Origin of the sequence: Luteitalea pratensis (genome assembly GCF_001618865.1) — a bacterium.
In the GTDB taxonomy this organism is placed as follows: domain Bacteria; phylum Acidobacteriota; class Vicinamibacteria; order Vicinamibacterales; family Vicinamibacteraceae; genus Luteitalea; species Luteitalea pratensis.
Genome location: NZ_CP015136.1, coordinates 5,669,831 through 5,693,448 on the forward strand (window position 1 = coordinate 5,669,831; position 23,618 = coordinate 5,693,448).

The 23,618-nt window shown below is 67.7% G+C and carries 18 protein-coding genes and 1 tRNA gene; 7 read left to right on the forward strand and 12 right to left on the reverse strand.

Features of this window, described 5'->3' with window-relative positions:
• Window positions 1-60: 60 nt before the first annotated feature.
• From rodA to LuPra_RS23790, 6 genes are all read right to left on the reverse strand, one after another.
• Entirely contained in the window at window positions 61-1,161 is a 1,101-nt protein-coding gene (rodA, locus tag LuPra_RS23765) for a rod shape-determining protein RodA (protein WP_110173064.1), read from the reverse strand.
• A 153-nt stretch (window positions 1,162-1,314) separates the two neighbouring features.
• Window positions 1,315-3,249, reverse strand: coding sequence for a penicillin-binding protein 2 (gene mrdA, locus LuPra_RS23770; RefSeq protein ID WP_110173065.1), 1,935 nt, complete (start codon window positions 3,247-3,249; stop codon window positions 1,315-1,317).
• A gap of 19 nt (window positions 3,250-3,268) precedes the next feature.
• Window positions 3,269-3,793: a rod shape-determining protein MreD gene (gene mreD / locus LuPra_RS23775; RefSeq protein ID WP_110173066.1), complete on the reverse strand. Its 525-nt coding sequence runs from the start codon at window positions 3,791-3,793 to the stop codon at window positions 3,269-3,271.
• Entirely contained in the window at window positions 3,790-4,767 is a 978-nt protein-coding gene (gene mreC, locus LuPra_RS23780) for a rod shape-determining protein MreC (RefSeq protein WP_157899599.1), read from the reverse strand. Before mreC ends, mreD begins: the two co-directional genes overlap by 4 nt.
• 108 nt (window positions 4,768-4,875) lie before the next feature.
• Window positions 4,876-5,901 carry a rod shape-determining protein gene (locus LuPra_RS23785; RefSeq protein WP_110173068.1) on the reverse strand — a complete coding sequence of 342 codons (1,026 nt, stop codon included), beginning with the start codon at window positions 5,899-5,901 and terminating at the stop codon, window positions 4,876-4,878.
• Window positions 5,898-6,950 (reverse strand): GGDEF domain-containing protein, encoded by a 1,053-nt coding sequence (locus LuPra_RS23790; protein ID WP_110173069.1) that lies wholly within the window; start codon window positions 6,948-6,950, stop codon window positions 5,898-5,900. Before LuPra_RS23790 ends, LuPra_RS23785 begins: the two co-directional genes overlap by 4 nt.
• Before the next feature lie 173 nt (window positions 6,951-7,123).
• On the opposite strand from LuPra_RS23790, the gene LuPra_RS23795 reads away from it, so the two are divergent.
• Window positions 7,124-9,043: a SurA N-terminal domain-containing protein gene (locus tag LuPra_RS23795; protein ID WP_157899600.1), complete on the forward strand. Its 1,920-nt coding sequence runs from the start codon at window positions 7,124-7,126 to the stop codon at window positions 9,041-9,043.
• 299 nt (window positions 9,044-9,342) lie between these two features.
• Here LuPra_RS23795 and sppA read toward each other — a convergent pair whose 3' ends face one another.
• Complete coding sequence (gene sppA / locus LuPra_RS23800) at window positions 9,343-11,088, reverse strand: signal peptide peptidase SppA (protein WP_157899601.1); 1,746 nt, start codon at window positions 11,086-11,088, stop codon at window positions 9,343-9,345.
• Between the two features lie 261 nt (window positions 11,089-11,349).
• On the opposite strand from sppA, the gene LuPra_RS23805 reads away from it, so the two are divergent.
• From LuPra_RS23805 to LuPra_RS23815, 3 genes are all read left to right on the forward strand, one after another.
• Window positions 11,350-11,436: transfer RNA gene (locus LuPra_RS23805), tRNA-Leu, on the forward strand.
• 252 nt (window positions 11,437-11,688) lie between these two features.
• Window positions 11,689-11,925 (forward strand): hypothetical protein, encoded by a 237-nt coding sequence (locus LuPra_RS23810; protein ID WP_110173072.1) that lies wholly within the window; start codon window positions 11,689-11,691, stop codon window positions 11,923-11,925.
• Between the two features lie 59 nt (window positions 11,926-11,984).
• Complete coding sequence (locus tag LuPra_RS23815) at window positions 11,985-12,389, forward strand: DUF6941 family protein (RefSeq protein ID WP_157899602.1); 405 nt, start codon at window positions 11,985-11,987, stop codon at window positions 12,387-12,389.
• A gap of 297 nt (window positions 12,390-12,686) precedes the next feature.
• On the opposite strand, the gene LuPra_RS23820 is transcribed toward LuPra_RS23815, so the two are convergent.
• From LuPra_RS23820 to LuPra_RS23830, 3 genes are all read right to left on the reverse strand, one after another.
• A complete protein-coding gene (locus LuPra_RS23820) occupies window positions 12,687-14,240 on the reverse strand; it encodes a serine hydrolase domain-containing protein (RefSeq protein WP_110173074.1) in 1,554 nt (517 codons plus the stop codon).
• Window positions 14,241-14,245: 5 nt separating this feature from the next.
• Entirely contained in the window at window positions 14,246-15,097 is an 852-nt protein-coding gene (locus LuPra_RS23825) for an SDR family oxidoreductase (protein WP_234800528.1), read from the reverse strand.
• Window positions 15,098-15,190: 93 nt separating this feature from the next.
• Entirely contained in the window at window positions 15,191-16,309 is a 1,119-nt protein-coding gene (locus tag LuPra_RS23830; RefSeq protein ID WP_110173076.1) for a glycosylasparaginase, read from the reverse strand.
• A gap of 153 nt (window positions 16,310-16,462) precedes the next feature.
• Between LuPra_RS23830 and glgP the strand changes: the two genes are divergently transcribed.
• The 3 genes from glgP to LuPra_RS23845 all read left to right on the forward strand — a co-directional run bounded on the left by glgP (window position 16,463) and on the right by LuPra_RS23845 (window position 20,515).
• Window positions 16,463-18,601 (forward strand): alpha-glucan family phosphorylase, encoded by a 2,139-nt coding sequence (glgP, locus tag LuPra_RS23835; RefSeq protein ID WP_234800529.1) that lies wholly within the window; start codon window positions 16,463-16,465, stop codon window positions 18,599-18,601.
• 89 nt (window positions 18,602-18,690) lie between these two features.
• Window positions 18,691-19,095 (forward strand): hypothetical protein, encoded by a 405-nt coding sequence (locus LuPra_RS23840; RefSeq protein WP_110173078.1) that lies wholly within the window; start codon window positions 18,691-18,693, stop codon window positions 19,093-19,095.
• A 49-nt stretch (window positions 19,096-19,144) separates the two neighbouring features.
• Window positions 19,145-20,515, forward strand: a complete 1,371-nt coding sequence (locus LuPra_RS23845; RefSeq protein WP_162472814.1) for an Nramp family divalent metal transporter — start codon at window positions 19,145-19,147, stop codon at window positions 20,513-20,515.
• Window positions 20,516-20,518: 3 nt separating this feature from the next.
• Here the strand turns inward: LuPra_RS23845 and LuPra_RS23850 are convergent, their stop codons facing one another.
• On the reverse strand, window positions 20,519-22,180 hold the full coding sequence (locus tag LuPra_RS23850; protein ID WP_110173080.1) for an FAD-dependent oxidoreductase: 1,662 nt from the start codon (window positions 22,178-22,180) through the stop codon (window positions 20,519-20,521).
• A complete protein-coding gene (locus tag LuPra_RS23855) occupies window positions 22,177-23,592 on the reverse strand; it encodes a sensor histidine kinase (protein ID WP_110173081.1) in 1,416 nt (471 codons plus the stop codon). The genes LuPra_RS23850 and LuPra_RS23855 overlap by 4 nt, the downstream gene beginning before the upstream one ends.
• Window positions 23,593-23,618: the final 26 nt, after the last annotated feature.

Below are 23,618 nucleotides of genomic sequence, written 5' to 3' on the forward strand. Positions count from 1 at the left end.
GGGTCAGGCCGAGCAGTCGCAGCACCATCTGCCACACGAAGAGGACGGACGTGGTCACCATCAATTCGCGAACCGCCGCATCCGGACGTTGAGGATGCAGCCGAAACTCGTGAGCGTGGCGATCATCGACGATCCGCCGTAGCTCATCAGGGGCAGGGTGAGCCCCTTGACCGGCGCAAGGCCGGCCGACATCGCGATGTTGTAAATCACCTGGAAGGCAAAACACGAGATCAGGCCCACCACCAGGTAGGCCCCGATGCGATCCCGTGCGAGCCGCGCCGCCTCCAGCGAGCGGAGCAGCACGAACAGGTACAACCCCAGCGTGGCGAGCACGCCGATGAAGCCGTGCTCCTCGGCGAGCACGGAATAGACGAAGTCGTTGTGGGCGACGGGCAGGAACTTGTACTGGCCCTGCGTGCCGTTGAGGAAGCCCTTGCCCGTCAGGCCGCCCGACCCGACGGTGATGCGCGCCTGGATCTGCTGGTAGCCCGCGCCGCGGGCGTCCTGCGAGGGATCCAGGAAAGTGACGACGCGCGAGCGCTGGTAGTCCTTCAGCCCATACACCCATGCGACCGGGGTGAGCAGCACGAACACCAGGAGGGCATAGCCGATGAGCCGCAGGCGGAGGCCGGCCGCGTAGGCGATCCCGCCCGCGACCGGCAGCAACGTGACCGCCGAGCCGAGGTCCGGCTGGCGCGCGACGAGGAGGAACGGCAGCAGCAGCACGCCGCCGGCAACCGCAAGGTCGCCGCGGCGCAGCGCCGAGAGTTTGTCCTGACCGAACCACGTGGCGAGCAGCAACGCGAGTGCCGCCTTGGCAAACTCTGAGGGCTGCAGGTTGAAGACGACCAGTGAAATCCAGCGCCGGGATCCGCCCGCCACGACGCCGAAGAAGAGGACATAGGTCAGCAGGACGGCGACACCGCCGTAGAAGACCGGCGCGTACTCCGAGAGCGTCCGGTAGTCGATCAGGAGCATCACCGTCAGCGCTACCAGGCCGATCCCGACGGCGGACAACTGGGTATAGAACTCGCGGCCGACGTGCCCGCGGATCGGGTCGTACGTCGTGCTGTAGATCATCACCAGGCCGAAGGCGCACAGCAGGAGCACGGCCCCCAACAGGCTCCAGTCGAGGTGCTTGTAGAGGCGTTGTTCAAACATCGGTTCGACTCCGGGAGTCGGGAGTCGGGAGTCCGGAGTCGGACATCGGGCACAGGGTGCCGGGTGCCGGGCACCAGGTACCGAAGATCCGGGACGGTAGGGCCGGCTCTCCGAGCCCGGCCATCCGGCGGTCAGCGTCCGGTCGAACGGGCATCATGGCTCGACACCACCGGGGGTGGGTGTCACCGGCGTGGACGGCGCGCGGTGCTGCGCCGCGACGACCTCGGCCGGCAACGGCACGCCCGGCGGGACCGGTGTCCCAGGCAGCGGCGGCAGCGTCGGCAGGGGCCGCCCTTCCTGCTTGGCGAACCACGTCTCCATCATGTATTTCGCGATCGGCGCGGCAAAGTAACCGTGCTCGGCGTGCTCGGCGAACACGACGCCGGCAATGGTCGGATTCTTCGCCGGCGCGAAGAACACGAACCAGCCGTGATCGCGCAGATCGCGGTCGCCACGGGCGCGGGCCTTGCCCTGGTTGGAGATGACCTGGGCGGTGCCGGTCTTGCCGCCAACGTCGTAGCCGACGATCCTGCCGCGGCCGCCGGTGCCTGCACCGTTGACCACCATCCACAGCCCTTCACGGACGACGTCGACGTGTGACAACCCGAGGTCCTTCTGACCTTCCGGCGGCGGGAGTTGCTCCCAGCCCTTGCCGTTGTCGATCGCCCGCACCATGTGCGGCACGATCCGGGTGCCGCCGTTGGCCACCGACGCCATCATCACGGCGAGCGAGATGGGCGTCACCGACACCTGACCCTGGCCGATCGACACCGAGATCGTCTCGCCGGCGTACCACTTCTCGCCCGTCCGCTGCTTCTTCCACGCGGTGGACGGCATGATGCCCCGCGTTTCGTGCGGCAGGTCGACGCCACTCATCTCGCCGAGCCCGAGCGCGGTCGCCCACTTGTGGATGCGGTCGACGCCGAGCATGTTGCCGAGCGTGTAGAAGTAGACGTTGCACGACTTCTCCAGCGCCTCACGCATCGCGACCGACCCATGGCCGCCGGCCTTGTGACACTTGAAGTAGCGTCCGTAGAAGGTTGCGCCGCCACTGCAGAACACGCGAGTCTCCGGCGTGACCACGCCTTCTTCGAGACCTGCCACCGCCACGGCGATCTTGAACGTCGACCCGGGCGAATAGCGGCCCTGGATGGCGCGGTTGTTCAGCGGCCGAAGCGGGTCGGTCAGCAGGCCGTTCCATTCCTCGCGGCCGATGCCCGCCGCGAAGGCGTTGGGGTCGTAGGCGGGCAGCGACGACAGCGCCAGCACCTCGCCGCTCGACGGCGCGAGCGCGATCGCGGCACCGCGGAATCCGTAGTGCCTGAAGGCCTCCTCGGCGGCACGCTGGACGTCGCCGTCGATCGTCAACTGGAGGCGGCGCCCCTCGATCGGATCCTCTTCGCCGAGGACGTCGATCTCGCGGCCACGGCTGTTGACGATCACGTGGCGGGCGCCATCGGCGCCCATCAGCAGCGGGTTGTAGGTCTGCTCGACACCGGCCTGCCCCACGATCGCCCCGCCCTGGACGTCCTTGTATTCCGGCCGCGCCAGCTGGGCGTCGGTGACCTCGCCGACGTACCCGATCAGGTGCGCCGCCATCGAGTTGGTCGGGTAACGACGGGTGGGCACCTTCTCCACGATGACGCCCGGCAGTTCGAGCCGGTGCGCGGCGACCGACGCAATCTGCGCCTCGGTCGCATCACGCAGCACCACGATCGGCCGGTAAGCGGGCAACCGCTTGTTGCGATCGAGGGCCTCGAGGATGGCTTCGACCGACGCGCCCGTCAGTTGCGCGACGGCATGGGCGGTCCGCTCGAGGTCGTTGGTCTGCTCGCGAACGATGGAGATGTTGAAGGCGAAACGGTTTTCGACCAGCACCGTGCCGCCCCGATCGAACAGCACCCCGCGCGGCGCCGCCAGGGGCAACGCCCGCTGGTGGTTGTTCTCCGCCATCTCGAGGAACTGCTGGTGACGCGCAATCTGGAAGTACCAGAACGCTGTCGCCAGCACGAGGAAGGCCACGGCGAAGCTCCACTGGAGCACGCGCAGACGCAGCGGCAGGTTGAGGCGTTCCTCGTTGACGAGCATCGTGTCAGGGCCGCGCGCCTCAGCGCACCAGCCGTCGTCCTTCCGCGCGTCGCGTGTACTGGCGTCGCCGCCACCACTCCGGTCCGCGCTCGATCATGCGGGTGGCCACGACGCCGACGACAGCATTGAGCAGGCTCTGCACCAGCAGCTGCCGCCAGGGGCGGCCCATCCCGTGTCTCTCTATCATGGCGTACAGTCCGAGGAAACACACGCCGTGCAGCCATGTCATGGCAAAAAATACGACGCCCCGCGGGATGACGCTGCTGACGATGAACTGCGTCGCGATGACGCCGGCAACGAATCCGGCCAGCGTCTTGGCGAGGCCAGCGACGCCGAGCACGCCACCTGACAACGCGTCCTGGCAGAGCCCTGCCACGGTACCGCTCACCATGCCGGCCGTGGGTCCGAAGAACAGCGCCGTCGAGACCACCACGACCAACACCAGGTCGATGGCGATGAGCCGCCCGAAGAGCTGGTAGCCGACGACCGTCTGCAGCATCAGCGCGCCGACGATGGCCACACCCGCCAGGAACAGACGCGTCATGGCAACGGCGCCGCTGGCGGCGGTGGGGACGCCGGCCGCCTGGGTGCGGGCGCGGCAGGCAGAGACGGCCCCGGAGTTGACTTGGCGGGCACCCCGGGGGCCGGGTTCGACCTCGATGGCGGCGTTGCCGTCGCTGGCTGTGGCCCGCTGACCAGGAGCACCGTGTCGAGCGAGGAGAAGTCGACCCGCGGGCGGATGGCGATCAACTTGTAGAGCCCGGATCCGCGCTCGACTTTCTCGATGCGGCCGATCACGTAGCCACGCGGGTAGATGCCGTCCAGCCCGGATGTCATCACCAGGTCGCCGATTGCGACGTCGGACAGGTTCGACACGTACTCCATGCGCAGCGGCGCGTCGCTGTCGGCACCGACGACGACGCCACCCGCCCCGTTGCGATCGATGAAAGCGCCCGCCCCGGCGTTGCGATCGATGATCAGCTGCACCTTGGCGGCATGCGCCGCAGGCTCGTCGATGACCCGGCCGACGACGCCAAGCGGCGACAACACCGCCATGTCGCGGTGGACACCGTCGTTCGCGCCTTTGTCGATGGTGACCGTTCGGAACGCAGCCGCCGGATCAGCGGCAATCACCCGCGCCGCCATCGTCGCCGGCAGTTCCGTGCGCTGCAGCTGCAGCAGTTGTTCGAGCTGCTCAGCGCGGCGGGCTTGCGCGTTGGCGTGCTGAAGTTCGACGCCGAGGCGATCGAGCTGCAGTTGCAGTGCATCCGCGCGAGTACGGTGGCCCTTGAGCGCGACGTAGTTGCCCCAGGCGCCGGCCATTCCCTGCGTGACCCAGGCGGTGAGCGCCTGCACCCGCGACAGCGCCCCGAAGATCGTCGTCTCGAGCACGCTCGCGCCCTGCTGCGAGCTGACCTGCGCCGAAATCAGCAACAGATGGCCGAGCAGGGCCGCCACCAGCAGGTAGCCGGTGCGCTTCTGGAACTCGAGGACGGGACCGCGGTCGTTCGTCAGCACTCTCAGGTCACGGACGGCCTTCGGCCTTCGGCCTTGGGCCTTCGTTCTTGGTCAGCATTCAGCATTCGGGTTCGGCGTTCGGCGTTCGGCGTTCGGCGTTGGACAGCGTCAGTCGATTGAAATCTTCCTCAGCAGGTTGAAGTCGGACAGCATGCGGCCGGCACCGAGCACCACCGTCGAGAGCGGATCCTCCGCCATCGCCACCGGCAGGCCGGTCTCCTCTCGCAGCCGCTTGTCGAGGTTCTTGAGCAGCGACCCGCCGCCGGTGAGCACGATGCCGCGATCGACGATATCGGCCGAGAGTTCCGGCGGCGTGCGCTCGAGCGCGATGCGTACGGCATCGACGATCACGTTGACCGTCTCGGCCAGGGCACCGCGGATCTCGCTGTCGCTGATGGTGATGGTCTTGGGCACGCCTTCGACGAGGTGGCGCCCCTTGATCTCCATCTCCTTCGGATCCTCGAGCGGGAACGCGGAACCGAGTTCCATCTTGATCTGCTCGGCGGTGCGCTCGCCGATCAGCAGGTTGTAGGTCTTCTTGATGTACTGGATGATCGCCTCGTCCATCTCGTTGCCGGCGACGCGGACGGCCTTGCTGTAGACGATCCCGGCCAGCGAGATGACCGCGATGTCGGTCGTGCCACCACCGATGTCCACGATCATGTTGCCGGAGGGCTCGGTGATCGGCATACCGGCGCCGATCGCCGCGGCCATCGCCTCCTCGACCAGGTGCACCTCGCTCGCCTTGGCCCGGTAGGCGCTGTCCTTCACCGCCCGCTTCTCGACCTGGGTGATCTCGCTCGGCACGCCGATCACGATGCGCGGCCGCACCCACACGTTGCGGTTGTGCGCCTTCTTGATGAAGTACGTGAGCATCTTCTCGGTGACCTCGAAGTCGGCGATGACGCCGTCCTTCATCGGCTTGATGGCCACGATGTTGCCCGGGGTGCGCCCGAGCATGTCCTTGGCCTCCTTGCCGACGGCCTCGATGCGGCCGTTCACCTTGTTGATGGCGACGATGGAGGGCTCGTTGACGACAATGCCCTTGCCACGCGCGTACACGCACGTGTTGGCCGTGCCGAGGTCGATGGCAAGGTCACTCGAAAACAACGAGAACAGCGAACGCAGGCTCACTCGGTCGTACTCCCTTTCCGGGCGCCTCTGCCGAGCAGGACGGCCCTGATACCGTTGCGGCCGTGCCGCTTGACCCAGTACATCGCCTCGTCGGCGGTGCGGATCAGCTCGGCGGCCGAATAGGTCGGGCGGTTCAACGAGGCAACGCCGACCGACACGGTCAGGCGCACCTCGACTCCCCTTCCCGACAAGAACGTTTCAGCAGCAACCCGCTGCTGGATGCGGCGGGCCACACCTGTGGCATCGCGCCGGCTGGTCCCGGGCAGCACGACCACGAACTCGTCGCCGCCGAACCGCACCGGAGTGTCGGTCAGGCGGACGCAGGCCCGCAGCAGTTGCCCCACTTCGACGAGCGTCTGGCTCCCCAGCAGGTGGCCGTGACGGTCGTTGACACGCTTGAAGGCGTCGAGATCCAGGAACACGAGCGACAGCGGGCGGCCTGTCCGCGCCAGCTGCGAGAGCTCGCGTTCCACGGTGTGCTGCAAGTGCCTGGCGTTGAACAACCCCGTGAGGTCGTCAATCGTCGCCAACTCCTCCAGGCGATCCAGATGACGCACGCGAGCCAGCGCCAGGCCGATCGGCTCGAGGACGTCCCGCCACAACGCCTCGCCTGCCCTGACCACGTCGGGCGGCCGCGGCGCCGGCGTGTTGTCGATCCCGACCAGCACGCCCGCTACTTCTTCTCGGCCGCGGAGGGGCCACGCGACAGCGGCAGCGTCCGGTCCGGTTCGCAGCACCGCGCGCATCGAGCCGGCACTCCAGGGCGCCTGCGCGCGGAGCGCCGCGTCGGCGACGGCCAGGACCGCCGGTCCGAGCCGTCGTCCCCGGGGGGCGGGGCCCACACGTTCCGGGCCGTGCGGTCCGGGAATCACCAGCGCCCAGGCCTGGAGTGGCAGCCATTCCGACAGCCGGGGGACGAGAAACCGTGCAAGAGCGGCCCCGGTCGCGGGGCGCTGGAGATCGAGCAGCCAGGCATGCAGCGCCGTGCGGGACGCGAGCTGACGCCGCGCGGCGCGCGGCAGGCGGGGCAGACCAAGGGCCAGGTTCACGGGGTCGATACTCGGGTCAGGCTGTGGCGGGACGGGTGTGCCGGCGGGTCACGAAGCGCCCATCATCATAGCCTTGCACATCCAGTGCCGTATAATGGTGGGTCTTTGTGCCGACGTCGGCGGGCTTCCGTGCGAAGTCGCAGGACGAACGTCGGCCCCCGGAGAACGACCGTATGACCATGCTCGACCGGATGCGTCGCCACCAGGGGTGGCTCAAGTGGAGCCTCGGCCTCGTGGTGCTCACATTCGTGTTCTTCTACGTGCCCGACTTCCTGTCGCCGCCCACGGGAACCGGTGCGACCGCCGATGCCGTCGCCACCGTCCAGGGGCGCGCCATCACCGTGGGCGACTTCACGCGCGCCTACAACGCGCAGCTGGCGCAATTCCGCAACGCCTACGGCAACAACATGAGTCCCGCCATGCTGCGCCAGCTCGGGATGGATCGGCAGGTCCTGCAGCAGATGATCGATCAGGAGGCGGTGCTGGCCGAGGCAACGCGGCTCGGGATCTCGGCGACCGACGCGGAAGTCCGCGACCGGATCGTCAGCATCCCCGCCTTCCAGGAGAACGGTCAGTTCATCGGCGAGCAGCGCTATCGACAGCTGCTGCGGCTGCAGCGACCGCCGATCACCGCGGCGCAGTTCGAGGACGAGATCCGCAACAGCGTGATCCTGGACAAGATGCGCGCGACGCTGACCGAGTGGATCACCGTCTCCGATGCCGATGCCGACGCGGAGTACCGGCGCCGCAACGAAAAGGTCTCGCTCGAACTGGTGTCGTTCCCGACCGTGTCGTTCCTCGGCCAGGTGCAGGTGACCGATGCCGACGTGGCGACCTACTTCGAACAGAGCAAGGACACGTACCGGATCGGCGAGCGCCGCAAGGTGCGCTACCTGCTGCTCGACGCGCAGGCGATCCGCAACAACATCACCGTGCCCGAGCAGGACATCCAGCGCGCGTACCGGCAGAACATCGAGCAGTACTCGCAGTCCGAGCAGGTGCGCGCCAGCCACATCCTGCTGAACACCGAAGGCAAGGACGAAGCGGCCGTGCGGGCGAAAGCCGAAGACCTGCTGAAACAGATCAAGGGCGGCGCCGACTTCGAGGCCCTGGCCAGGGCGAACTCGCAGGACCCGGCCAGCGCCAGCAAGGGCGGCGACCTGGACTTCTTCGGCCGGGGACGCATGGTGCCGGAGTTCGAGGCCGTCGCCTTCACGCTGCCGGTCGGTCAACTCAGTGACGTCGTGCGCACCCAGTACGGCTTCCACATCATGAAGGTCACCGACAAGAAGGCCGCCGAAGTGCAGCCGCTGGACGCCGTGCGGCCCCAGATCGCGGAGCAACTGAAGGTCGAACGGGCTCAGACCCGCGTGCAGGATCTCGCGACCGCGATCACCACCGAACTGAAGACGCCGGCCGATCTCGACAAGGCCGCCGCCAAGCGCGGCTTGAAGGTGCAGGAGTCGCCGTTCTTCATGCGCAGCGAGCCGATCGCCGGCCTCGGCGCCTCTCCCGAGGTCTCCGAGCAGGCGTTCACGCTCGACGCCGGGAAGGTCAGCGGGCCCTTGCGAACCGGCACCGGTGTCGCGTTCCTGACCGTCACCGGCAGCGAGGCGGCACGCGTGCCCACCCTCACCGAGGTGAAGGAACGCGTGACGACCGACCTGAAGAGGAAGAAGGCGCAGGACGTGGCGCGGACCCGGGCGCAGGCCACCGCCACGACCCTGAAGGCGTCGGCCGACTTCACGGCCGCGGCCAAGGCGGCTGGACTGACCCTGCGCACGGCCGAGAACCTGGCGCGCGGCGCCGCCATCCCTGAAGTCGGGCCCAGCCCGGCTGTAGACCAGGCGGTCTTCTCGCTCCCGCTGGGCGCGGTGAGTGACCCGATCACGACGCCCAACGGCGCCGTGGTGGTCCGGGTGGCGAGCCGCACCGACGTGCCCGCGACCGACCTCGCCAAGAACCGCGATGCGATCCGCCGGGAATTGGCGTCGCAGAAGCGGTCGCAGTTCTTCGCCAGCTACATGACCAAGGCCAAGCAAGGCATGGGCATCAACATCGACCAGGCAGTGCTTCAGCGTCTTACGACGTAGCGCGAATCGGGAATCGGGTACGGGGTACCGGGTACCGGGTACCGGGTACGAATACACGAAGGGCGGGGCGGCCTCACGGCTTCCCCGCCCTTTTTGTCGATTTCCGGGAAGATCACTGACCGTCGACCTGAAGGTCGACGGCTACGGATTGGCGCGGAGCTCGAAGTTCCCTCGGCACTCGCCGGTGCAACGGCGTCACCGTGCAGCCACAAGCTGCTCTTGCCGTCGTCGACGGCTCCGCCGAGGGTTCGTAGCGGTCGACCTTTAGGTCGACCGTCAGTGATGTGCCGCGGGAGCCCCTACCTCGCAAACACCCACGGCAACAGGGCCAGCGACTCGCCGCGACGCAGCATCTGCATCGGGCGCCGCACCGCGGCCAGGGCCTCGCGATCCTGCTGCGAGAGCAACGCCTCGGCCAGCGACGCGCGCATGTTCTGGGTGCCGCCGCCGAACGTGGACGACAGGGCCTCGAACACGCTCGGCCGCGGCGGGTAGGTCACGACCTGGACGGTGGCGTCCTTCGCGATGCCGGCGCGCTGCTGTGCGATGGCGAGCGCCCGCGGCAGGCCACCCAGTTCGTCCACGAGGCCGCGCTCACGGGCCTGTCTTCCGGTCCACACGCGCCCCTGGGCGATGGCGTCGATCTTCTCTGGCGTCGAGGAGCGCGACTCGGCGACCTTCTCGACGAACTGGTCGTAGAAGGCCTGCATGTGCTCTTCGATCTTGGCGCGTTCGGCGGCATTGAAGGGACGCGACGGCGAGTACATCTCCGCGTAGGTGCCCTCGCTGACCGCCTCGATGTTCATCCCCACCTTGTTGTAGGTGCCGCCGGTGACGAACTTGCCCGAGAAGATCCCGATCGATCCCGTCAACGTCCCCGGCTGGGCCACGATCACGTGGCCCGGCATCGCGATGTAGTAGCCACCAGACGCAGCGAGGTCCGACATCGACACGACCAGCGGCTTGCGCGCGCGCAGGAGCATCAACTCGCGCCAGATCACGTCGGAGGCGACCGTCGACCCGCCAGGACTGTCGATGCGGAGCACAGCGGCCTTGATGCTGTCGTCGTTGCGCACGTCGCGGATGTACTCGGTCAGCTTGTCCGAGCCGACTTCGGTTCCCGTGGGGCCGGTGCCGCCGTTGCCCGAGACGATGGTGCCGACGGCGTAGATGACCGCGATACGAGGCGCGGTGAGGGCGGTCCGCGTGGCCGGCATCACCGTCAGGTATTGCTCGAGAGGTAGTTCCTTGAAGCGATCGCCGAGGCCGCTGGTCTTGCCGATCTCGTCGAAGTACGCGACATCGTCCACCAGCCCCTTCGCGAGGGCGGCAGCGGGCAGCATCGGCCCCTGGTCGATGAGCGCGCGCACGTCCTCGACGCTCTTCTTGCGAGCGCTCGCCACCGCCCCGAGCAGTTGCTCGAAGGCGTCGTGGTTGAGCGACTCGGTCATCTCCTTGTGCGCAGGCGTGAAGCCCTTCTCCGTGAAGGTGTTCACCGCCGTCTTGTAGTCACCGATGTGGAGCAGATCGGGCTGGGCGCCAATGAGGTCCAAGGTGCCGCGGAGGAACAACTGGTAGCTCGCGAGTCCGGTCAGGTTGAGCTGGCCTGGCGGCACGAGGACGACACGGGAGGCGGCCGAGGCGAGCACGTATTCGCGGTCGCCTGCAAACTCGACCAGCGCGACGAGGGGCTTGCCGGAGGAGCGGAAGTCGACGAGCGCTTCCCGCACTTCCTGCACCTTGCCCCACAGGGACGGCGCTTGGATGGGTCGCAGCAGGACACCCGTGATCCGCGGATCGGTCTTGGCAGCACGCAGGGCCTCGGTCAGGCTGCGCACCGTGACCGGTTCGTGAATCAGCGCGTCGAAGGGGTTGTTCGAGATTTCGTCGAGGCTGCCCTGGATCTTCAGGACCAGCACGCCCTTGGCGGGCACGCCCGGCGGCCGGCGGAACGCCACCCACGACAAGGTCACCAGCGTGGCCGACGCGAGCACGGCACAGACCAGCAAGAACACCACCACCCACACGCCTCGACGTACAGCCACGCTCGTTCCTTTGGAGGGCCGACTGCCTGCCAGTGGCGGGTGCCGGATGTTGCGTTGTTCAAATCAGGAGGATAGCACCCAGCCTTCGCTCGCTCAGGCGAGCTTCGGCTCGGCAAGCCCGTACCGGTGAGACGCGAAAAAACGAAGGCTGTCGCGCCGTAGCACCGGCGGCGCAAAGGCGGACCGAAGCCTCCGTCTTTCGCTCGTGTGGCAGGTGCGTTATACTTCGTTGTCTGTGACCGGCCCGGTCACGCGCCCCTTGCGGAAGTGGCGGAATTGGCAGACGCGCAGGTCTCAGGAACCTGTCGGGGCAACTCGGTGAGGGTTCAAATCCCTCCTTCCGCACCAACCGACTCGCCGGCCCCGCGCGAGTCGTGGGCATCCACACCTCCAACTCGACAGACGAGTGACCTCCGAGTAACTCGTCAATCAGAGGCGCCGCCGAGCACCTTTTTCCGCATCGTTTCCCGACAGCGACACACAATCGCGACATATCCAAAGCTGGGTCTTGTGCAAAAAGGCGGTCCGGCGCGGGCATGCCTCTTGCCTTGGTTAGCATCGACGGGGCGGCGTAGTGTCACCCTCGCCAGGAGACGACCGATGCGCATGCTCCCAAATCGTCGCCGGATACTGTGGAAACTCTTCCGTGCGGGCCAGCTGGTGCGCTGCGAGGTGTCGCCGCATCCGTTCGGCATGGAATTGAGATACCTGGTGAACGGCAAGCCGATCCTCAGCCGAGTCTTCGAGGAATGGGAAGCGCTGGAGGTCGCCGCGGCTACCTGGTGTGAAGGCCTACTGCATCGCGGTTGGCACGCGTCCAATCGGCCTGTGGCCTGACGCGTTCCACAGCCCCGTCGCTTCATCACTCATCCAGACCGCCTGCTACACTCGCCCCCATGAGCGTGGCAGGCGGTCCTTATGTTGCGCTGGCCGTCCTGTGCCAGCGCATCGATCTCCAGCCCGACGGCACGGCAAACCTCATCGGCATCGTCGACGGACTGGGCGTCGATGATCCGGCCGATCCCACCACACCACCACTGATCCTCAACCTGCGGGCGGTGATCGCCCTGCGAGGCGGAAGCGTGCGTGGGCGGCGGCGCATCACCTTCCGTGGCTGGTTCCCCTCGGGGAGTGAAGGACTGTCAGCCGACAAGATGGTCGTGTTCACGGATGAGCGTCCGGCGGTGACACTCAACCTGCCGCTGGAGCTCGAACTGCCGGAGATCGGCACCTACGTCTTCGACGTCCTGTGCGACGACGACTTGCTGACGGCGATCACGCTCGACGTCCAGCCACGGTAGGGTACCGGGTACCGGGTACCGGGTACCGGGGGCCGGGGGCCGGGGGCCGGGGGCCGGGGGCCGGGGGGTAGCCGTCGGACTCTGTCCGACGGTCAGTGGTTGTTCGCGAACCATAGCTGACTGCCGGACAAGAGGTCCATGGCGCACGCGCCACCGGCCGGCGCGAATCCGTGGGGTAGCCGCGGGACTTCCGCCTTCGCCAAGGCTAGGGCGACAGGTCGTCCCGCGGGCAGCGCGCCGGACAAGTCCGGCGCCTACGAGATTCGTTGAAGTCCGGCAGCTACGGAATGCGGGCGCCTACTCGATGCACGACACCGGGCCCGGCGTCGGTACTGTTACGGTGTCCAGCGACCGGACCGCGAGGTGCTGGACCTTCGGCGGCACGATCGGCGCGAGCGTGATATCGACGCGCAGCGCTCCCCGCTCGCACGGCATCACCCACGCGCCACGCAACGCGTTCTCGGCCACGAAGGGACCGTCCGCCCGGCAACTGCCGTGCTTTTCGCGAAGGGCCTCCAACTCACGCCGACGCCGATCCCTGGCGCTGTCGAGATAGAGGTTGTTGGCGGCAATGCGATCGGCCAAGGCCTCGTCCCACTGCTGGATCAGTCGCGTGACGTCGGCCCGCATCGCGATCAGCGCCGGTGAGGGCGCAGGCTGCCGAGGCACGAGCGCACCGGTCTTCGCGAGTGCATCGAGCGCGGCGTCGAATCGTGCTCCCCAGCTCGTGTACGTCAGCGAACCCATCGCCACGAGGCCGACGCCGTACTCGGGCAGCCAGCGCATCTGCGATCCGAATCCCGGCAGGCCGCCGGAATGCGCCACGACATGCCCGATGCTACAGGTCTGCGACACGCGAAGCCCGTAACCATAGCCACCAGCCAGCAACTGCAGTGCGCCCGCGGGGGTCTTGCGCGCCAGCGCCTGGCTGGTTCGCCACACCTGCTGCATCTCGCGCCGCGAAGCGCGGCGCAACGGACCCGTGTCCAGACCATCGCGCGCCGGCCAGGCGTCCATCATCCACGCCACGTACCGCGACAGGTCCTGCAACGACGTCAGCATGCCGCCCATCGAGCCGAAAGCGCCGTCAGGCAAGGGCGCCTCTTCCTTCCAGCGTTCGTCCTCCCAGCGATAGCCGTGCACCAGCCGGGACGCGGGCACGGCCGGCGCATCGAGCGTGGTCGCCGGAAGACCGAGCGGATCGAGAAGGCGACGGCGCACGTAATCGCGGTACGGCATGCCCGAGACCTTCGAGACAATTCGTCCGAGGATCGCGAAGCCGTAGTTCGAGTACTCGTACGCCAGGCCTGGCGGATTCGAGAAGGGGATCCCCTGCCGCATCAACGCCGACATCTGGTCGTCCGAGAGCGCGAGTTGCTGATCGCCCCACGGGTTGTCTTCCGGAAAGCCCGTGGCGTGCGAGAGCAGGTGGCGGATCGTGAGCCGCGGGGAGTCGCTGGTGGGATAGGTGAGTCCCTGGAGTTCCGGCACGTACGTCTCCGCAGCGTCGTCCAACGACAGCTTGCCGGCATCGCGCAGTGAGAGGATCGCCACAGCCGTGAAGCTCTTGGTCATCGAGGCGATCCGGAAGACGCTGTCGGGCGTCACCGGCGCGCGTGTCACCGTGTCCTGGACGCCGAACGTGCCTGTGTGCACCAGTCGTCCATCGACGATGACTCCCCACGCCATCCCCGGCACGTGGCCGTCGCGCGCGTAGTCGGTGAAGATGCGGTCGACATCGCCGAAAGCCGGCGCAAGCGCGCCTACGCGATCCTGCGCCTGGGCAAAGGCATTCGCCGGCACGGTGGCGCCGACCAATGCGGCGAGGGTGATGCGTCCAACGGTGCGCATGCGAATCAGTCTCCCTCTGGGGCGGATGGCAGCGGCGGCGCGGCGGCGGCCCCGGCGAGAATCCCGCCATCGACGTGCAGTTCGGTCCCTGTGACATAGGCCGAGGCCTCCGACGCGAGATACAGGACCGCCTGGGCCACGTCGTCGGGCCGGCCCATTCGCCCCAGTGGCACTTCGCGGGCGAATGCCGCGATCCGGATCTCGCGATCGGCGCCCTGGCCGAGGATCGGATCCCACATCGGCGTGAGGATCGAGCCTGGATGCACGGAGTTGCAGCGAATCCCGTAGCCGCGCGCCGCGCAGTAGAGGGCGACACTCTTGGTGTGGTTACGAACGGCAGCCTTGCTCGAGGCGTACGCCGCCGCACCGGGAATGCCGACAATCCCCGAGCGCGAGGAGATGTTGACGATGGCGCCGCCGTGATGGCGCATCAGGCGGATGGCGTACTTGCAACCGAGCGCCACGCCATCGAGGTTCACGGCGTGGACGCGCCGCCAGCTCGCGAGCTCGAAGTGCTCGGGATCCTGCGGGCCGGGCTCGAGAAGCCCGGTGATGGCCGCGTTGTTCACGACGATGTCCAGGCGCCCACGCGTGCGGCCGATCTCCTCGGCGACTCGCTGCCAGTCCTCCTCGCGGCTCACGTCGAGACGTTGATAGTCGACACGGTCACTGAGGCGGCTCGTTGCGGCCCGCCCCAGATCATCGTCGATATCGGAGAGCAGAACGATCGCGCCCTCGGCATGGAAGCACTCCACAATCGCGAGACCGATGCCTCGTGCGGCACCGGTCACGAGCGCGACGCGTCCCTCCAGTCGTCCTTTGGCCATCTCCGGCGGTCGGCGGTGGAGGTCAGACATCAGACCGTCAGGGATCCGGCCTTAGGCGTTCGGCCGTCGGCGTTCGGCGTTCGAGGCATTCGGCGTCAGGCGTTAGGCGTGAGGCGTCAGGCGTTACCAGGTCGGCTCGGGCCCGGGAATCAGCGACTCGGTCTTGCGCGTCTCCGGGCCGTTCTCGGTGCACACGGCGTAGTCGCTCTCGTACATCGAGACGCCGGCAAACTCGCCGGCCTTGTTGACGACGTAGAAGTTCAGCCCGAACTTCGGGTTGCCGGTGCCCTTCGGGTCGAGCAGGCGCTTCTCGATGGTGTTGGCCTTCACCCGGCGCAACGCTTCCATGCCGGCGTCCTTGGGGGACTTGCCCTGGCGCAGTTGCTCGACGATCAGGTACGAGCAGAGGCCGTACAGGTTGGCCTCACCTCGCCCCGTCGAACCGGCCGCCCCGACATCACCGTCCACGTACAACCCGGCCCCCAGGATCGGCGAGTCCCCGACGCGACCGGGAATCTTCCAGGCGAGCCCGCTGGTCGTGGTGACGCCGCAGATTTCGCCCTTCGCATTCACGCCATCGCAGTTGATGGTGCCGAAGTAGTGGGCCGGGTCGATGAGGCCATCGCGCACCATCGATCGGCCCGCTTCGAAGCCGGACTGCGCGCGCTTTTCCGGGTCGAGGAAGTGCTCCGGATCGAGGCGCCGCTTCCACTCCAGCCAGAGGCGCCGCGACGTCTCGGTGTTGAGGTCCTCTTCGACGGTGAATCCCATCTGCCTCGCGAACCGCTGTGCGCCAGCGCCGACCAGGAGGTGGTGATCGGTGTTCTGCAGGACCGCGTGCGCCACCCTGGACGGCGTCCGCACTCCCTCGAGGGCGGCCACTCCCCCGGCCCGCTTCTTCGGGCCGTGCATGCAGCACGAGTCGAGCTGCACCACACCCTCCGCGTTGGGCAGCCCGCCGTAGCCGACGCTCGTGTCCCTGGGGTCGAGTTCGACGATGTTGACGCCGGCGATGAGGGCCTCGAGCACGTCGCTGCCGCCGGTCATCAGCCGGAAGGCGCGGGCTACGCAGGTCTCCTGGCCGTCGTGCGTGTACTTGTTGCCGTTGGCCGACGAGATGACGACCGGCCGGAACTTGTTCTGCAGGACCGCGGGCGCGCCCTCGGCACGCGGCGCGAGACCGAGAGCGGCCGCGGCCGCGCCGGTAAGGACGAAGTCACGTCGATTCAGTCGAGATGGCATGCGCCAGAGTGTACGATAGCTGGTCTACAAGGCCGGCGCTCTCGCAGCACGGCCCTCACCCCGCGCCCGCGGCGCGTCGCAATCGGCCCTGTCGGGTTCGTGGTGACGGCCCGGTAGCCGAGCGAATTACGACGCATGACGAGTGACGCGACCATGTCCGATTCTGCCCTCCTTCCCCACCGCATTGCCGGCCTGCACGATCTCGCCACGGACCTGTGGTGGGTCTGGCACCGCGAGGCGCGCGAGGTGTTCCGCCAGCTCGATTACAAGGTGTGGCGCCTCACGGCCCACAATCCGGTGCGGATGCTGCGCCTGGTGAGCCCCGAGCGGCTGGCGGAAGCCGCCGCGGATCCGGGTTTCCTGGCCTTGTACGACGAGGCACTGCGGCAACTGGAGGCGGCGCGTTCTGGTGACCAGACCTGGTGGAGGCAGCGAACAACCATTGGCCGCAAGCGTCCAATCGCCTACTTCTCCGCCGAATTCGCCATTCACCAGTCGCTTCCGATTTATGCCGGCGGGTTGGGTGTGCTCGCCGGCGACCACTGCAAGGAGGCGTCCGACCTCGGCTTGCCATTCGTGGGCGTCGGCTTCATGTACCCCCAGGGCTACTTCCACCAGAGCGTGACTGCCGATGGCTGGCAGGAGGAGAACTACGAGCGCATCGACTGGGAGGACGCCGCGACGCAGCGCGCTCGCGCCGCCGACGGCTCGGAACTGGTCATCGCCGTGCCGCTCGGCAACCGCACGGTGCTGGTCTCGGTGTGGCTCGTCAAGCTGGGTGGCATTTCGCTGTACCTGATGGACACGAACCTGCCCGAGAACGCGCCGTGGGATCGCGAGTTGTCGGCACGCCTCTACGGCGGCGATCGCGAAACGCGTGTGCAGCAGGAGATCATCCTCGGCATCGGCGGCGTGCGGGTCCTGCGCGCGCTCGGCTACGACCCGGCCGTGTGGCACCTCAACGAAGGCCACGCCGCGTTCGTGGTGCTGCAGCGCATCCGCGAATTGCTCGAACTGGGCTACTCGTTTGCCGACGCACACGCCGAAGTGCGCCGCAGCACCGTGTTCACGACACACACGCCGGTGCCCGCGGGCCACGACGCGTTCCCGTTCCACATGGTCGAGACGCACCTGGCCGGTTGCTGGGGCGGGCTCGGTGACCACCGCGAGGACTTCCTCGCGCTCGGTCGCTACGACAACGGCAGCGGCACGCTGTTCAACATGACCGCCCTCGCGATGCGCAGTGCCGCGGGCGTCAACGCTGTCAGCCAGCTGCATGGCGAGGTCACCCGCGAGATGTGGGCGCCGCTGATCCACGAGCTCCCGCCGCAGGACGAACCGGTCAAGGCGGTCACCAACGGCGTGCACCTGACCAACTGGCTGTCGCTCGAACTCAATCGCACGCTGGACAAGTACCTGCCGGCCGACTGGCGGGCCCGGCACGACGATCCGTCGGTGTGGGACGCGGTGCTGGACATCCCCGACGAGGTCCTCTGGGAGACGCGCGAGAAGATGCGCGGCTACATGTACCACTTCGTCCGCGAGCGGATTCGCGAACGCTGGGTGCACGAGAACGTGCCGCCTGCACGCGTGCTCGCCGGTGGAACCTTGCTCGGCCAGCAGGCGTTGACGATCGGCTTCGCGCGACGCATGACGGCCTACAAGCGGCCCGACCTGATCTTCCATGATCCGGATCGTCTCGCACGGCTGCTCAACGACCCGAAGCGCCCCGTGCAGGTGGTGTTTGCAGGCAAGGCGCACCCGGCCGACGAAGGCGGCAAGCATGCCCTCCAGGGTATCTACCGGCGCGCGCTCGACCCCCGCTTCGGTGGCCGTATCGCGTTTGTCGAGGACTACGACCTGCACGTCGCGCACTACCTGGTCCAGGGTTGCGACGTGTGGCTCAACAACCCCCGCAAGCCGCTCGAGGCCAGCGGCACGAGCGGCATGAAGGCCGCGGCCAACGGCGTGCTCAACATGAGCATCGGCGATGGCTGGTGGCCCGAAGGGTTCGTCGGCGGCAACGGCTGGCTGATCGACCCGGCCGTCGAGCACGCTGACAACGCCGCCCAGGACGCGGCTGACGCCGACGCGCTCTACCGCCTGCTCGAGAACGAGGTGGTGCCGGCCTTCTACGAACGGGACGCGCGCGAGGTGCCGCTCCGCTGGGTGCAGATGGTCAAGCAGTCCATCCGTACCGTCGCGCCACGGTTCTGCACACGCCGGATGTTGAAGGAATACGTCGAGCGGATGTACCTGCCGGCGTTCGAGGCCAGCCTCACGAACAAGTAGGCCAGCGCGGCCGATGGCCGTGCGACAATCAGAGGATGTCTCGTCGTTCCGTCTCCAGCGTGCGATGTGCCCTTTGCAATGCGAAGGACGTGTCCGAGCCGCGAGGCGAGGAGAAGTACTGCCGCGACTGCTGGGACAAGAAGATCGCCGTCGAGGAGATCGTCGCGCGCGAGTTCGCGCTCAAGCGCTACATCCGCGCCCACAGCGCGGAGAAGTACCTCATCTACCACTCGACGATGAAGCGGCCCTGCGGCCAGCTGATCGTCGTCGACGACGGGTACGACCTGTTCCTGACGCTGGTGCTCTATCCCACGTTCGGGTGGGAGGAGCCGGCCTACCATCTCGAGGGCGACCCGGAGACGCGCGCCTTCCACGAAGTGCTCGTGGACGTGGTCGTCGCCGAAGTCATCGAGCCGTGGGGCGGCGGCAAGTGGCACCTCGAGATCATCCGCGCCACGGGAGCCGAGCCCGAGGAGTGGAACGGCGAACTGTGAAGGGCGCCTGATTTGCCGCCACGGAGCGTGGGAGTCATAGTTGAGCTCCGTGCAAGCCCCACCTGACCCCTACGCCATCCAGCCCGCGGACGCCGAGTCCCCTCCCTCAGGACTCGGGGCCACGCTTCGGCGTATCGGTCCCGGCGTCGTGCTGGCCTCGTCCATTGTCGGGTCTGGCGAACTCATCGCCACGACGACGCTCGGCGCGAAAGTCGGCTACACGGCACTCTGGATCATCCTGTTGAGCTGTGCCATCAAGCCGGCCGTGCAGGCCGAGTTGGGCCGCTACACCATCGCGACCGGGGAAACCGGGCTCGCCGGCCTGAATCACGTGCCTGGCCCGCGGCTGGTCCACGTCAACTGGATCGTCTGGCTCTGGGCACTCATGACCCTCGTGTCCCTGATGCAGATCGGCGCGATGTACGGCGGGGTCACGCAAGTCATGCAGATCGTCGCGCCAGCCATCCCGAAAGAGCTCTATGTGACAGGGTTTGCCGGGCTGACCCTGCTCATCCTGCTCGGGGGCGGCTACGAGCGGGTCGAACGGTTCGCCGTCCTCAAGGTGAGCCTGTTCTCGTTCCTTACGGTGCTGGCTGCCGTGCTGCTGTTCCGGTCGCCGTCTTTTCGTGTCGGCGAGATGATGGAGGGACTGAGGCCGCAAATCCCGACGACCGGCCTGGGCACCGCGCTGGCGGTTTTCGGGATCACGGGGGTGGGAGCCAGCGAACTGTTCATGTATCCCTACTGGTGCGTGGAGAAGGGATACGCCCGTCGCAGCGGCATCAACGACGGGTCACCGGCATGGGAGGCGCGGGCACGCGGCTGGAGCCGGGTGATGATGGCCGACATCCTCACCAGCCTCGTGATCTACACATTGGCCACCGTGGCCTTCTACCTGCTCGGGGCGGGCATCCTCCATCCGGCCGGCACCGTGCCGCGGGGCAACGAGACGATCACCACGCTCTCGGCCATGTACACCGCGACGCTCGGGAACTGGAGCGCTCCGGTCTTCTATCTCGGGGCGGTGGTCACGCTGTACGGCACGATCTTCGCGGCAACCGCAGCCAACTCGCGCGTGTTCTCGGACATGACCCGGCTGATGGGCTACTTCGAGGCGCACGACTCGGCACGGCGGACGCGCATGCGCGACCGCTTCATCGTCTGGCTCACCGTCGTGCCGATCCTGATGTTCCTGCTCTTCGGCAATCCCGTGCAGATGGTGGTGATTGGCGGCACCGCCCAGGCCCTGATGCTTCCAGTAATTGGCGTCGGCGCGTTGTATCTGCGGCACAGGAAGCTGCCGGCATCGGTCGCGCCAGGTATCTTCGCGACCGTCGCGCTGTGGATCGCCACCGCGGTGATGAGCAGCGCCGCTCTCTACTACACGTACTTGTACCTGCGCGGACAGGCGAGCCTGTAAGCCTCAGGTCAGGGCCAGGTAGTCGTGGACGAACCGCACGACCATCGCGCCCTCGCCGACAGCTGACGCGACGCGATTCATGGCGCTGGCACGGAGATCGCCCGCCGCGAAGACACCGGGGACACTCGTCTCGAGTGGCAGCGGCTCGCGAGGTTCCTTCCACGTGCGCGAGTAGGCGGCATCGGCCATCAGGTCCCGGCCGGTCAGCACGAACCCCTTGGTGTCTCGCAGTACCTCGGCCGGCAGCCAGTCGCTGTGCGGCTTGGTGCCGATGAACACGAAGACGGCATCGACAGCCTGCTCATCGCTCGCTCCCCCATCGGACGAGACCAGGGCCGCGCGCTCGACATGCCCAGTCCCCTCGACGCTGGCGACCTCGGTGCGGGTGCGCACGCGGATGTTCTCGGCCTTCGCGATCTGCTCGATGAGGTACTGCGACATCGTGACGCGCAACGACTCGCCGCGGACCACGATCTGCACGTCCTTTGCGTAGCGGGACAGGTGCATCGCGGCCTGGCCCGCCGAGTTGCCGCCGCCGACCACCACCACACGCTTGCCTGCGAACACCGGCGCTTCGGTCGCGGCCGCGCCGTAGTACACGCCAGCGCCCGTGTGCTCGGCGATGCCGGTGGCCGGATGCTCGCGATAGACCATCCCGGTGCACGCGAGCAGCGTCCGCGTCACGAGCACCCGCCCGTCGCTGACCTGCACGTGCTTGTAGCCGGCCTCGATGGTGACGCCGGTGACCTCGACGGGCACGAGGCACTCCGCGCCGAGGCGCTTGGCCTGCTGCACCGCGCGGCGCGTCAGTTCACTGCCGCTGACACCGGTCGGGAATCCCAGGTAGTTCTCGATCTTCGAACTGGTGCCAGCCTGCCCGCCGGCGGCATGCCGGTCGAGCAGCAACGTCTGCAGGCCTTCCGAGGCGCCATACACGGCGGCAGCCAGGCCTGCCGGACCGCCACCGACAATCACCAGGTCGTAGACGTCGAACGCGGCGGCAAGCGGGCGGCCGAGGCGCGCGGCCACCTCCCGGGGCTCCGGACTCCGCAGGACGGCGCCATCCTCGAAGAACAGGACCGGCAGCGCGTCGTCATGCAGATTGGCGGCCTCGAGCAACACCCGCGCCGCCGGGTTTCGCTCGATGTCGAGCCAACGGTACGGCATCAGGTTGCTCGCGAGGAAGTCCTTGATGGCGTGCGAGCGAGGCGACCACTGGTGCCCGACGAGCCGCAGCCCCGACGTCTCGGGCCGGTACTCCTCCTTCCACGAATCGAGCAGGTCGTCGATGACCGGGAACAGCTTCTCCTCGGGCGGGGCCCACGGCTTCGCGAGGTAGTAATTGAGGTGAGCGTCGTTGATCGCCCTGATGGCCGCGTCGATGTCCGAGTAGGCCGTCAGCAGCACGCGGCGCGCCTCCGGGTAGATCTCGCGCGACCGCGTGAGGACCTCGGTGCCGTGCATGCCGGGCATCCGCTGATCGCTGACGACCAGCGCGACATCGTCACCGCGCGACTTCAGCTCCTTCAGGGTGTCGAGCGCCTCCTCTCCGGAGGCTGCGCCGACGATGGAGTACAAGTCGCGATAGCGGAGACGCAGATCGCGCCGAACCGCGGCGAGCACCTGCGGGTCGTCGTCGACGGCCAGGAGCACGGGCTTGTTCACGATCGACTTTCGATGGTGCCGGTCTCGGCAAGTGGCAGCGCGACGCAGAACTCGGTGCGCCCCGGGACCGACTCGACATCTATCTCGGCATCGTTGTGGGTCAGCAGCCGCCGGACGATGTCCAGTCCGAGACCGGTGCCCTTTCCCACGGGCTTGGTGGTGAAGAACGGGTCGAACATGCGGGCACGTATCTCGGGCGGGATGCCGGGACCGTTGTCGACGATGGAGACCGTGACGCGCTGACGCTGACGCCTCACGTTCACGTCCACACGACCACCCTCGCCCACGGCGTCGAGTGCGTTGTCGATCAGGTTTGCCCAGACCTGGTTCAGTTCGCCCACGAACCCGCGAACTGCCGGCAGGTCGGGCTCCACGTCGATGGCTACCGCAATCGACCTGGCGCGCGCCTTCGACCTGAGGATGGTGACGGTGTTGCCTAGAGAGGACGCCAGGTCCACGGGCTCGGCCACGGTGGCCTGATCCATGTGCGTGAAGCCCTTGATGGCCTGGACCAGGCCCGAGATGCGCATCGCGGCGTCCTGGATCTCCGAGGCGAGTTCGCGCACCGAGCAGCCCGCGGCCGCCCAGTGGAGGACCGCGTCGAGGGCAGGCCCGTCCACCGACGCGGCGATCCGGTCGAGTGCCTCGATCGTCACGCCGGTATCGGCCAGCGCCAGGCCGCTGCCGGCGTCGAGGCCGTGGTCATCGAGCCAGTCGGCAATCGCCTCCTCGCGCTCGACCCGCTGGATTGGCGACAACACGCCCATCGAGGCCAACATGCCGCACGAGGACCGGACCATGTCGATGGCCTCGATTTGAACGTCGGTGAGCCTGGACGCACCCAGCACGCGCGTGGCGCGTTCGGCCTCCTCCAGCCGGTTTTCGAGCAGCACGGCACTGCGCGCGATCGCCGCCGCCGGGTTGTTGAGCTCGTGGGCGAGGCCGGCCGAGAGCTTGCCGAGCGACGCCATCTTCTCGTCGTGCAGGTCGTTGGACGTGAAGTGCCGCGCGCGGTCGATCATCTTGTGCACGAGAATCGACGTCGCCTGGTGGCACTCGCGAATCATCTCGGTCAGCAGGTCGCGAGGCAGCGCCAGGACCTCGCAGGCCTCCTGCGCGACGGTGTCGCCGGGCGGGCTGGTCATCCGGGAGTACGGGAGTATGCCGGTGACGTCGCCAGCCCGCCACTCCATGACCTTGTGCCGGCCCGCGCCGCGGTCCACGAAGATGGCGATGTGCCCGGTCAGGACTGCGTAGAGGCCCTCGACCACGGCGCCCTTGTGGGTCAGGACTTCACCTTCGTCGAGATGACGCAACGTGCCGTGCGCGGCGAGCCACGCAAGTTCTTCGCGTGGCGCGGCCCCGAGGGTCTTGTGTTGGGCCAGTTGTTCGATCAGGTCGGCGTATGACACGGTGACTCCGCGCGAGAGGGCGCCCC